Origin of the sequence: Kitasatospora sp. NPDC058492 (assembly GCF_042720685.1) — a bacterium.
In the GTDB taxonomy this organism is placed as follows: domain Bacteria; phylum Actinomycetota; class Actinomycetes; order Streptomycetales; family Streptomycetaceae; genus Kitasatospora.
The window spans coordinates 145,553-157,641 of record NZ_JBHXMU010000004.1 but is presented as its reverse complement, the minus strand read 5'-3'; the positions used below and the strand labels follow the sequence as shown (position 1 = coordinate 157,641).

Genomic DNA, 12,089 nt, shown 5'->3' with positions numbered 1-12,089 from the left:
CGTGCCCGGCCGGCCGGCACCTCGCCCGGCCGGCCCGCAGCCCCCTCCAACCGAAGGAACCCTCGATGGAGTTGACGATCCAGGGCCTCACCGCCGGCTACGGCCCCGGCCGCCCGGTGCTCGCCGGCGTCGACCTCACCGTCCCGGCCGGCCGGGTGGTGGCCGTCGTCGGCCCGAACGGCTGCGGCAAGTCCACCCTGCTGCGGGCCGTCGCCCGGCTGCACCGGCCGGACGGCGGGCGGGTGCTGGTCGGCGGTGAGGACGTCTGGCGGCTGCGGCCGCGCCAGGCCGCGCACCGGGTCGCGCTGCTCCCGCAGAGCCCGCAGGCCCCCGAGGCGGTCACCGTCGCCGGACTCGTCCGCTACGGCCGCCACCCGCACCAGGGGCTCTTCCGCCAGTGGTCGGCCGACGACGAGCGGCTCACCGCGCGGGCGCTGCGCGCCACCGGCGTCGAGGAACTCGCCGACCGCCGGCTGGACCGCCTCTCCGGCGGCCAGCGGCAGCGCTGCTGGCTCGCCATGGTGCTCGCCCAGGACGCGCCCGTCGTGCTGCTCGACGAACCCACCAGCGCGCTCGACCTCGGGCACGCCGTCGAGGTGCTGGAACTGGTCCGCGAGGTCGCCGCCGGCGGGCGGACGGTCGTCATGGTGCTGCACGACCTCGCGGCGGCGGCCCGTTACGCCGACCTGGTCGTCGCCCTGCGCGACGGCTCGGTGGTGGCCTGCGGCCCGCCCCGCGAGGTGGTCGACGCACCGCTGGTGCGCGCGCTGTACGACATCGACAGCGACGTGCTCGCCGCCCCCGGCGACGGCGCTCCGGTGATCGTCCCCCGGTCGGCATCAGTACTTTGACGATGCGTCAGATGTGACCTGGCGGGCGACGGGAGACGGGTGGCGGGGCAGGCGGCGTGCCGCCTGCCCCGTTCACTCGTTCGACGGGTTTGCACCCCGGAAGCCGCGGAACAGCCTCCCCGGCCGCTGCTTTGTCAGTGGGCCTCGCTACGTTCCTCGCATCGCTGACCGGCAGGTGGGAGGAGACGTCCGTGGCATGGGTGGAAACAGGCGCGGGAGGGTACCGCGTCGCGCTCGACGGGGAGGGCAAGGTGGTCTGCCGCAACGCGGCGGGCCGCGAGCTGAAGTCCCTGCCGTCGAAGCTCGGTGACGATCCGGTGGTCGCCCAGCTCAGGCAGCTCACCGAATGGCTGGCCGCGCACGAGCGGCGCTGCCAGGAGGACGTCGAGCGGTGGATGGTGCGCTCGCTGCCGGTGCCCGCCGCCGTGCTGACCGCGGTCTGGGCGGACGAGGCCTGGCAGGCCGTCCTGCGCGACCTGGTGGTCACCGGTTCGGACGGCGCCGTCGCCGGCTTCCTGCGCGGTGCGGACGCCGAGCGCGGGCTCGGCCTGGTGGACCTGGACGGCGACACCGTCCGGCTCACCGACGGCGAGATCCTGATACCCCACCCCGTGCTGCTCCCGGACCTCGACGACCTGCGCGAGTTCGCCGTCGAGCTCGGCGTCTCCCAGCGCGTGCCGCAGCTCTACCGGGAGGTCTGGCACCGGCCGGACGAACGGCCGGCCGGCACCGAGGTCACCACCTACGCCGGCGGCCGCTACCGCGAGCTGCGCGAACTGCTCGGGCGCTGCGCCCGGCTCGGCCACCGGGTGCGCGGCGGCTCCGCCGTCCAGCCCGTGGTGGAGGCGGGGCGCACCGTCGAGGCCCGCGTCTGGGTGGGCGACTACTACGAGTACGACGCCTGCGAGACGGGCGCGCTCAGCTGGGCGGGCCCGGACGGCCGGGTGCTGCCGCTCGCCGAGGTCGGCCCGATCGCCTGGTCCGAGGGCATGCGGATGGCCGCCGCACTGTACGCAGGCCGCACCATCGAAGGGGAGGACGCCGCATGACCGCCACCGGACTCGACCAGAGGGCCGTTCAGGACGCCGACCGGACGGCCGCCCAGGACGCCGGGCCGCACGAGCGGCTGCTCGACGCGGGGGCCGTGCTCCCGCCCGGCACCCTGCCCGGCGTCGGCCGCCCCGACAGCGCCGCCGACGTGCTCACCGCCCGCGCCTACACCCACCCCGCGCTCGACGGGCGCCGGATCGTCCGGCTGGTCCCCGGCGCGCTCGGACCGGCCGAGGACCTCGCCGTCGACTTCCTCGGGCTCGTCCCCGACGGCACGCCCGCCGAGGTCGGCCAGGTCCGCCAGGAGGCGCTCGGCTTCCCAGCCTGGGCGCTGGTCCACGACCCGGCCAACGGGCACCACGCGCTCGCCCTGGTCAAGGAGATGGAACGGCTCTCCCGCCAGGCCCGGTCCAAGCCCGGCACCGCCAAGGACGGCTTCGAGGCGCTCGCCGCCCGCCTCGGCCGCGCCGTGCCGCACTTCCTGCCCACCTTCTGCGAGGAGGTCGGCCGGATCTTCCTCGCCCACGGCAACCAGACCTACGCCGCCGGCTACTTCGGCAAGGCCCGCGAGGCCGAGCGCACCTACCGCCTGACGGTCGACGAGGAGCGGCTGCGCGCCGTCTTCCTGGAGTTCGCCCTGGCCGGCGCGCTCACCGTCAAGTCCCTGCGCCAGTACGTCAAGGAGCTCGCCGAACGGCTCGACGCGCTGACCGCCTGGCAGCGCTTCCGCCAGCTCTGCACCGAGCGCTCCGCCGCCGGCATGGCCCCCTACGCCGGGGTCGCCGAGGACGCCCGCGCACTGATCAAGGCCGCCGGGCTGGACCGCGCCGAGCACGAACAGGCACTGCTCGCCGAACTGCTGGCCGGCCCGGGCGCCAACCGGGCGCCCGGGGCGTTCTGGAAGTCCTGGCACGGCCCCCTGACCGAACTCGGCCGGCGCGACCAGGCGGTCCGGGCCCGCCTGCTGGAGCTGATGCCCGACCCGGCCGGCACCGACGCCGCCGTGAACGACACCGCCTGGCTCGTCCTGCTCGCCGAGACCGGGGCCGAGCAACTGCTCACCGGCCCGCGCGCCGAGGGCGCCGAGCCCGCCGCCGCGTGGCTCCAGCGCTGGTGCCACCACCTCGGGCGCGGCTGGCGCTCCCGGCCCAGCTGCGCCGCCACCGTCGCCCTGGCCGGCCGGATGGCCGAGCGGCTGCGGGCCGACGGTGTCCCGGTGGACCTGTACACCGACGTCCGCCGCAGCCAGACCCAACTCGACCTGCTGGACCGGCTGCTCGCCGACGGCGTGCCCGTCGCCGACCCGTCGGCCACCCTCCGGTTCGACCTCAAGGACTGGGTCGACCAGTGCGGCCCCGACAGCGCCGGCCTCGCGGCCGTCGCCGCCGACCCGCGGTTCCGGCCCGTCCTGCGCGCCGCGACCCCGCCCGCCTGGGAGACCGCCGTCAAGCGGCAGGTGCCCGCACTGCCGCTGCTGCGCCGCCTGTTCGAGGAGTGGGCCGAACTCCGGACCGACGAGCTGACCGCCGCTCGCGGCCTGGCCGGCGCCGCCGACCTGGTGAGCTCGTTGAGCCCGTACCGCACCGCCGTGCGGGCCGTCGCCCCGGCCGCCGCCGAGCGGATCGCCGCCCTCGACGTCACCGCCCTGCTCGCCGGGGCGCTCGGCGCCGGCATCCTCGACGAACTCGGCTGGCCGGCCCTGGAAGAGGCCCTGGCCAAGCTCGCCGACCCGGCCGACCCCGCCAAGCCCGTGGACCCTGCGGACCTTGCCGGCGCCGACTCCGCCGGCCCGGACTCCGAGCCGCAGGACACCCCCGGCCTCAACGGCGGGCGCCTTACCGGCCTGATCGTCGAGGACGCCTGGCCGTACCTGATCCTCGCCCGCCACGACCAGGCCGTCGTGGTCGGCCCGCAGGGCGTCCTACTGGAGCACACCCTGCGCCTGCCCCCGGCGAAGGAGCGCTGGAACCAGCCCCGGCTGCGCCTCGTCGACGGCGAACTCCTCGTCGCCTGGTACCAGGACGGAAAGCAGCACGCCTACTGGTCCAGCCGGCCCGGCGAGGTCGTCGAACTCACCGGCGAGACCATCGCCGGCTACCACTACGGCGACCGGGATCCCGAGCCCCCCTCCCTCCCGCTGCCCGGCGGCGGCCGCACCACCGGCGAACGCCCGCTGCACCCCGGCGACACCCGGATGCCCGCCGAACACCGCGTCCTCGGTGACGGCACCGGCCACTGGACAGTGCGCTACGGCCAGGACGGCGCCGTCCTGCGCGAACTCGACCCGCACACCGGCGCCCTCGGCCGCGCCGCCGAACCACCGGTGATCGCCGCCACCGCGGCCGCCGGCCGACTGACCCTCACTCGCACCCGACTGCTGCCGCTCCAGCCCGGCCTGGAGCAGACGCCGCTCGGCACCGACGGCACCGTGCTCGGCAGCTGGGTCCGGGTCGACCTCGACCGCGCCGTCACCACCACCACCGCCGACGGGCAGGTCATCGTCCTGCCGATCACCGACGGCCACCCGGACCACGTCCCGGTCGGCCGCCTCACCCTCCCCGGCCGGGCCCAACCGGTCGTCACCGAGGCGCAGCGCGACGGCCTCGCCCTCACCCTGCCCGACCTGGCCGCCGAGACCGACCGCACCATCGACCTGCGCCCCTGCCGCCCGGGGGACTTCGCCGCCGCCGGCACCGCGCTCGTCCCCCCGCTCGACCACTGGCACGCCCTGCGGCCCCGCGACGAGGCGGGCTCACGCGTCCTGCGGGCCGTCGACACCGAGCAGACGGCCCGCCTGATCGACGCCGCCTGGCCGACCGACAGCCGGCCCGTGCCCGAGGACGAGCAGCGCTGGATCACCGCCCAGGGCGTCCGACGCCCGCTGGCCCAGTCCGGTGGCGCCCGCCGCGCCCTGCCCGTTCAGGCGGTCGGCACCGTCCTGCCCGGCATCAGCCACCCGCTGCTGCTCGCCGGGGTCGCCGGGCTCGCCCGCACCGCCGCCGACCTGCTCGACCGGATCGCCCGGTTCGTCCCGCAGCCGGAGGCCGAGAAGCCGTCCAAGGCCGAGGCCGCCGAGTACCGGCCCGAGCACGGCCGCGACCACGAACTGCGCGAGGCCGTCACCACCCTCCTGCCCGACGTCGCCTGCTTCGGCCCCAACTGGGGCGGCGGAGACCGGTGGCGGGTGCTCAACAACCTGCGCGCCGTCACCGCCGTCCTGGCAGACCCGCCGGCCGCCACCGGCGAGGGCTGGAGCACCCCGGCCACCGTCACCCTGCAATACGGCGGCACCCACCACGGCTGGCTGCACCTGCTCGGCCGTCTCGACACCCTCGCCTACGCGGTGGCCGCCCCGCTCACCGAACCGGCCCACCGCTCCAGCCTCCTGCTGCTCCTCGGCGAACTGACCGAGGGAGTGCTCGCCGACCGCGGCGCCACCCTGCGCGAGATCGTCCTCGGCGAACCCGCCGACCGCGCCAACCGCCACCAGCCCGCCGTCCCCCGCGAGGGGCAGGTGCTGCGCCACGGCGACCGCACCGTCGTCATCCTCGGCCACCGCCGGCACCACGAGGGCACCGAGCAGTGGTACGCCGTCGACCACGACCCGAGCGGCGCGTTCGGGCCCGTCGCCCACTTCACCACCGTCAAGGAACGCGGCACCGAGGAGCGGGTCGGCGCCGCCTGGATCGCCGCGTTCCGGCAGGCGGCCGCGCTGCACGGAGGCGCCCCCTGGCAGCTCGACCGCGCCACCGCCTTCGGCGGGCTCACCGGGATCGGCGCCGCCCGCGCCGCCCTGCTGCTCAGCCCGCCGCCCGGGCTCTTCCAGTGGCACAGCGCGGTGCTGCCCGCCGACCGGCTCGCCGAGTACGGCCTCAAGTCCACCGAGGCCAAGGCCGCTCGGGACTGGCTGCGCGGCCGCGACCGGGACGCCCTCGCCGACGTCTGGGGCGCCCTGCTGCCCGCCGACCCGAAGACCCTCTGGACGGAGGGCCCCGACCTCGACGCCGGCGCCGCCGCCTGGATCCGGCACTTCGGCCGGCTCGTCACCCTCCCCGAGGCCGCCCAGGCCACCGTCAAGGGCGCGCAGATCGAACACATCGAGGCGGTGCTCAACCCCGCACAGACCCCCTGGCTGACCGGCACCACGGCCTTCCGGCTCAGCGACGGCGGCGGGTCCACCCCCCAGCTGCTCGCAGAGGACCAGAGCGCCGCACCCGCCTCCGGCGACCTCGGCCGCGCCGTCGACGCCCTGCGCTGGCTCGCCTACCACCTGCCCGCCGACAGCCCGCTGCGCCCGCTGCTGCCCGCGGCCGCCGCCGCGCTGCGAAGCCGCCTCGCCGACCCCGACCTGCTGCTCGACTTCCACCTCGTCCACACCACCAAGGGCGCCTCGATGTCGGCCGTCCTGCGCACCCACTTCGGCCTGCCGGCCGCGGGCGGAGCCGACCCGAACGGACTGGTCGACTGCGGCCCGGCCCTCGTCCTGACGCCCTACCACGACGAGTACGAGCGGGTCTGGCTGCGCCCGGCCGGGCTCACCGGCCCCGACGACCCGGTGCTCGAACTGCTCGGCGGGCTGGGGGCCAGCTACTGGCTGGAAACCGAGCGGGGCGCCATCGAGGCCGTCCTGCGCGGCGAAGTGGAGCGCCTGGCAGCCGCCACCACCGAGGCGGTGGTGGCCGCCGACGGCCAGACCTGGCTACAGCACCCGCAGCTCACCGTCCCCGACCTGGTCGCCGAGGCGGCCCGGGCCCACGGCCTCGGCGAGGACGCCGCGGTGCTCTACCTCCAACTGCTGGCCCTGCCCGACCCCACCGACCGCAACGTCGCCCGCTGGACGGGCTGGAAGCCGGCCAGGCTCAAGCGCGCCCGCGTCGAACTCGCCGCCACCGACCTGGTGCTGGAGGCCAAGCGGGCCCGGGCCGGCCGCACCCTCTTCCTGCCCGGCGGCTGGCAGGAGGCCAAGGCCCCCGCGCTGCCCGCCGAGACCTGGAAGGCCGCCCTCTACGAACTGCCCACCCACCGCGTCCCGCTGCCCCACCTGCCCGTCCCGGAGCTGTTCGCCCGGGCCTGGCAGCGGACCCTCGACGGCGACGCCCCCGGCTACGAAGAGCTCCAGACCAGCAAGCGCAGGAAGGCCCGCCGATGAGCACCACGCCGATGAGCGCCACGCCGACGAACAGCACACCGACGGGCAGCACACCGACAGGCAACCCGAAGGCGAGCGCCGACACCGCCCCCGCGAGCCGGCAGATCATCCCGCCCGAGGAGAAGCACGCCGCCGAACTGGAGTTCCTGGCCGCGTACGACAGCGGCCCGCGCCCGCCCGGCTGGCGGCTCACCCCGCGCGCCGTCGTCACCTTCGTCATGGGCAGCGACGGCGAGAAGCTCAAGGCCGGCCGCCGCGGCCTCGCCATCGAGCAGAAGTTCGTCGGCGAGCGCGCCCTCGTCGAACGCTGCGTCGTCACCCTCGCCGGGGAGCGCGGCCTGCTGCTCGTCGGTGAGCCCGGCACCGCCAAGTCCATGCTCTCCGAACTGCTCGCCGCCGCCGTCTGCGGCACCAGCGCGCTCACCGTCCAGGGCACCGCCGGTACCACCGAGGACCAGCTCAAGTACGGCTGGAACTACGCCCTCCTGCTCGCCAAGGGGCCCAGCCGGGACGCCCTGGTGCCCTCTCCGGTGCTCACCGCGATGACCACCGGGGCGGTGGCCCGCGTCGAGGAGGTGACCCGCTGCCTGCCCGAGGTGCAGGACGCGCTGGTCTCCCTGCTCTCCGAACGGCGGCTCTCCGTACCCGAGTTGGCCGGCACCCCGGACGGACAGCTGCACGCCGCCGCCGGCTTCACCCTGATCGCCACCGCCAACCTGAGGGACAAGGGCGTCAGCGAGATGTCCGCGGCGCTCAAGCGGCGGTTCAACTTCGAGACGGTCGGCCCGATCGCCAGCCTCGCCGCCGAGGTCGAACTCGTCCGCCGGCAGTCGACCGTCGCCGTCGCCCGCGCCGGAGCCCCCTACGCGGTGGACGACGCCGTCCTGGAGGCCCTCGTCACCGCCTTCCGCGACCTGCGCACCGGCCGTTCCACCGAAGGCTGGGACGTCGAGCGCCCGTCCACCGTGATGAGCACCGCAGAAGCCGTCTCGGTCGCCACCGCGCTCGGCGTCACCGCCGCCTACCTGCCCGACGGCGGCGACCTGCTCGGCCGCCTCCCCGGCCAACTCATCGGCGTCGTCCGCAAGGACGACCCGGCCGACGCCGCCCGGCTGCTCGGCTACTGGGACGGGCCGGTCCGCCGGCGCGCCGAACAGGGCGCCGGCACCTGGCGCACCCTGTGGGACCTCCGCTCGGCCCTGGAGGCATGAGGCGATGACCAGCACGGTGACGCCCGCCCCGGCCGGCCCCGACCACCAGGCCGGCCCCGACCACCAGGCCGGCCCCGACCACCAGGCCGGCCCCGTCCGTCCGCTCGGCCCCGGCCACCTGGACGGCCTGGACGACCCGCGCCCGGCCGTCCGGGCCGAGGCCGAGCGGCTGGCCGCCTCCGGCACCGGCCGGTCCGGGCCCTACCTGATCGGCGTGCGGCACCACGCGCCGTCGCTCAGCGCGGTCCTCCCCGCGCTGCTCGACGCCGTCAAGCCCGAGGTGGTGCTGGTCGAACTCCCCGCCGAGTTCCAGCCCTGGCTCGGCTGGCTGGCGGACGAGGACACCCAGGCCCCCGTCGCCCTCGCGGCCGCCCCGGCCGGCCGCGAGGGCGGCCGGGGCCCCGCCGCCGACTCCGGCCCAGGTCGACTCGCCTTCTACCCGTTCGCCGACTTCTCCCCGGAGCTGGTCGCCCTGCGCTGGGCCCGGCGCAACGGCGTCGAGACACTCGCCTGCGACCTCCCGCTCGCCCACCGCACCACGCCCCACGAGGAACAACAGCCCGCCCCCGGCGCCCCCGGTGTCGCCGACGCGCTGCGCCACCGCCTCACCGGGCGCGATTCCGACGACGACCTGTGGGACCGCCTCGTCGAGACCGCAGCCCCCGGCTCCACCCCCGACGCCGTCCGGCGCGCCGCCCTGCTGGTCGGCTGGGCGCTGCGCCGCGACGCCGAGACCGGCCCCGGCGTCGACCCGTACGACCTGCGGCGCGAAGCCTGGATGCGTGCCCGGATCCGGGCCGCGGCGGCCGACGGGCGCCGGGTCGCCGCCGTCGTCGGCGCCTTCCACGCGCCCGCCCTGCTCGACGGGCCCGCCGCCACCGAGGAACCGCCGCACCCGGACCACCTCGGGCACGCCCTCTCCCTGATCCCCTACACCTACCCGCTGCTCGACGCCCGCTCCGGCTATCCGGCGGGCATCCGCGATCCCGAGTGGCAGCACACCGTCCTCGACGCCGGCGGCGACCCCGACCGCCTCACCCGGGCCCTCACCACCACCGCCGTCCGGATCTGCGAAGCACTGCGCAGCCAGGACCACCCCTCCGGCCCGGCCGACGCCCGCGAGATCGTCCGCCTCGCCGGAGACCTCGCCCGCCTGCGCGGCCACGCCGCCCCCGGCCGCGGCGAACTCGTCGAAGCCGTCCAGACCGTCCTCGCCCAAGGCGAACCCCTCGGCCGCGGCCGGGCCGTCGCCCGCGCCCTCGAACGCGTCCTGGTCGGCACCCGAACCGGCCGCGCCACCCCCGCGGCCCCGCGCAGCGGGCTCGCCCCCGCCGTCGAAACCCTCCTCGCCGACCTCGGCCTCCCCGGCCCCGCCGACCCCGAGCCCCGCGAACTCCGCCTCGATCCGCTGCGCACCCCCCTCGACCGCCGCCGCGAGATCCTCCTCCACCGCCTCACCGCCTGCGGGGTCCCCTACGCCGACCCCGTCACCACCACCGGCGCGGGCGGCACCGAAGCCATCGGCACGCGCTGGCGCCTCCACTGGACCCCGGCCACTGCCGCCATGCTCACCGTCGCGGGCGCCCGAGGCGTGACCCCCGCGCAGGCCGCCGAAGGCACCCTGCGCGAACGCCTCCGCCGTGAACAGCAGGCCGACGGCCCCACCGCCCGCGAGGTCCTCCAAGGCCTCACCGACGCGGCCGCCTGCGGCCTCCCGGCCCTCGCGGACACCCGCCTCACCCAACTCGCCACCGTCCTCCCGTCCTCCGGCACCCTCCCCGAACTCCTCGACGCCCTGGCCCTCCTCGACCGCCTCACCGCCGGCCACCTCCCGGGCTACCCCCCACCCGACACCCGCGACACCCGCGACACCCCCGGCGCCCCCGTGTCGTCGCCCGACCTGGGCGCCGCCCCCGGCGGGTCCGCCGAGCCCGGCCGGCAGGAGCCGGCGCACCTCGCCGCGTTCCCCGACGGCTCCGCGCCGTTGCCCGGTGCGGGCGGGGCGTCGGCCGGGCCGACGGGGCGGTTGGGGGCGGTGGGCGAGGTGTTGACCGTGGCGGCCGTGCGGCAGTTGGAGGGGTTGGGCGGGTCGGACGATCCGGCGGATGCGCGGGCGCTGGTGGAGCTGGCGCGGCGGGCGGATCTGGACGGCGGGTTGCGGCTGGGGCACGTGCTGGCCGAACTCGCGGACCGGGGGAGTCCGTTGGTGCGAGGCGCAGCCGGAGCGGTGCGGGTGCTGCTGGGGCGGGAGCGGGCGGAGGCGCTGGGCGGGCGGGCGGCTTCGTGGGTGGACGGGGCGACCGGCCCGGAGGCCCGGCACGCGCTCGGGCGGGGGCTGGTCGGCCTGCTGACGGCGGCGGAGGGCCTGTTCGCCACCGCGCCGGAGGCGCTGGAGCCCGTGCTGGAGCGGATCACCTCGCTGCCCGACGCCGCCTTCCTGGACCGGCTGCCGGCGTTGCGCGGGGGCTTCGACACGCTCAGCCCGGCCGCCCGGGACCGGTTGCTGGTCCTGGTCGAGGAACGCCTGGGCACCCGGCTCGCGGGCCTGCCCGAGGAGGTCCCGCCGGCGGTGGTGGCCGGCTGGGTCCGCGCGGATCTGGCCGCCCGCGCGGCGCTGGCCCGGCGTGGCCTGCTGTCGGCGCCCGGGGGCGATCCGGCGCCCGAGCCACCGCACCGCGTCGAGCCGCTCCCTTCCGTGCCCGTCGCCACGCGGCACGCCCTCGCCCCGGCCGAGCGCTGGCGGCTGCTCCTCGGCCGCCCCGGCAGCGGTGGCCTGAGCGGGCGGTGCGCCCGACTCGCCACCGCCCTGGACGAGTTGTACGGCAGCGGGCGAGGCGAGGGCTCCGGCCCGGGCCTGGACGGGCGGTCCGGGCGGGGCGGCCGCGAGGCGCCCTTCCCGGGGGTGCGGGAGTGGGCCGAGGAACTGTCGGCGCTGTTCGGGCCGGGCGTCCGGGAGGAGGTGCTGGCGGCCGCCGTGGCGCAGGGCCGGACGGACGTCCTGGAGGCGATCGAGCCGGGTGCCGTCCGCCCGTCGGTCGACTTGCTGCGCACGGTGTTGGAGCATGCGGGCGGCCTGCCGGAGGCGAGGGTGGCGCGGCTGCGTCCGCTGGTGCGGCGTCTGGTGGACGAGTTGACGCGCGCGTTGGCGACCAGGCTGCGTCCGGCGCTGACCGGGATCAGCGTGCCGCGGCCGACGCGTCGGCCGGGTGGCGGACTGGACCTGGACCGGACCATTCGCGCCAATCTCGCCACGGCCCGCCCGTCGGGGGACGGCGGCACACTCATCGTGCCCGAGCGTCCGGTGTTCCGGACCAGGGCCCGGCAGGCGGCCGACTGGCGGCTGATCCTGGTCGTGGACGTCTCCGGGTCGATGGAGGCGTCGACGGTCTGGGCGGCGCTGACGGCGTCGATCCTGGCCGGGGTGCCTTCGCTGAGCACCCACTTCGTGGCGTTCTCCACCGAGATCGTCGACCTGACCGAGCGGGTGGAGGATCCGCTGAGTGTGCTGCTGGAGGTGCGGATCGGTGGTGGCACCAGCATCGCGGGCGGGCTGCGGTATGCGCGGAAGCTGGTGACGGTGCCGTCCCGGACGCTGGTCGTGGTGGTCAGCGACTTCGAGGAGGGCGGCCCGGTGGGCGGGTTGCTGGCCCAGACCCGGGCACTGGTGGATTCCGGTGTGCACCTGCTCGGCTGCGCCGCGCTGGACGACACGGGGACGGCCCGCTATTCGAAGGCGGTCGCGGGCCAGTTGGTCGCGGCCGGTATGCCCGTGGCGGCGTTGAGTCCGCTGGAACTGGCCCGCTGGGTGGGGGAGAAGGTGCGATGAGC

Annotated in this window: 5 protein-coding genes; all 5 read left to right on the top strand. The window is 76.8% G+C overall.

Translation table 11 applies throughout. From position 1 onward, the window contains the following. The first annotated feature begins 65 nt into the window (after positions 1 to 65). Positions 66 to 851: an ABC transporter ATP-binding protein gene (locus ACFWPI_RS04470; protein ID WP_380368976.1), complete on the top strand. Its 786-nt coding sequence runs from the start codon at positions 66 to 68 to the stop codon at positions 849 to 851. Positions 852 to 1,042: 191 nt separating this feature from the next. Then, complete coding sequence (locus tag ACFWPI_RS04465) at positions 1,043 to 1,900, top strand: DUF4132 domain-containing protein (protein WP_380368979.1); 858 nt, start codon at positions 1,043 to 1,045, stop codon at positions 1,898 to 1,900. After that, positions 1,897 to 7,050, top strand: coding sequence for a hypothetical protein (locus ACFWPI_RS04460; RefSeq protein ID WP_380368982.1), 5,154 nt, complete (start codon positions 1,897 to 1,899; stop codon positions 7,048 to 7,050). The genes ACFWPI_RS04465 and ACFWPI_RS04460 overlap by 4 nt, the downstream gene beginning before the upstream one ends. Beyond that, positions 7,047 to 8,261: an AAA family ATPase gene (locus ACFWPI_RS04455; RefSeq protein ID WP_380368985.1), complete on the top strand. Its 1,215-nt coding sequence runs from the start codon at positions 7,047 to 7,049 to the stop codon at positions 8,259 to 8,261. The genes ACFWPI_RS04460 and ACFWPI_RS04455 overlap by 4 nt, the downstream gene beginning before the upstream one ends. A gap of 4 nt (positions 8,262 to 8,265) precedes the next feature. Continuing rightward, positions 8,266 to 12,087 (top strand): DUF5682 family protein, encoded by a 3,822-nt coding sequence (locus ACFWPI_RS04450; protein ID WP_380368987.1) that lies wholly within the window; start codon positions 8,266 to 8,268, stop codon positions 12,085 to 12,087. The last annotated feature ends 2 nt before the right edge of the window (positions 12,088 to 12,089 follow it).

Excerpts from the sequence above, each read along its gene's own strand:
- ACFWPI_RS04470 (WP_380368976.1), top strand. The coding sequence starts at position 66 with ATGGAGTTGACGATCCAGGGCCTCACCGCCGGCTACGGCCCCGGCCGC.
- ACFWPI_RS04460 (WP_380368982.1), top strand. The coding sequence starts at position 1,897 with ATGACCGCCACCGGACTCGACCAGAGGGCCGTTCAGGACGCCGACCGG.
- ACFWPI_RS04455 (WP_380368985.1), top strand. The coding sequence starts at position 7,047 with ATGAGCACCACGCCGATGAGCGCCACGCCGACGAACAGCACACCGACG.
- ACFWPI_RS04450 (WP_380368987.1), top strand. The coding sequence starts at position 8,266 with ATGACCAGCACGGTGACGCCCGCCCCGGCCGGCCCCGACCACCAGGCC.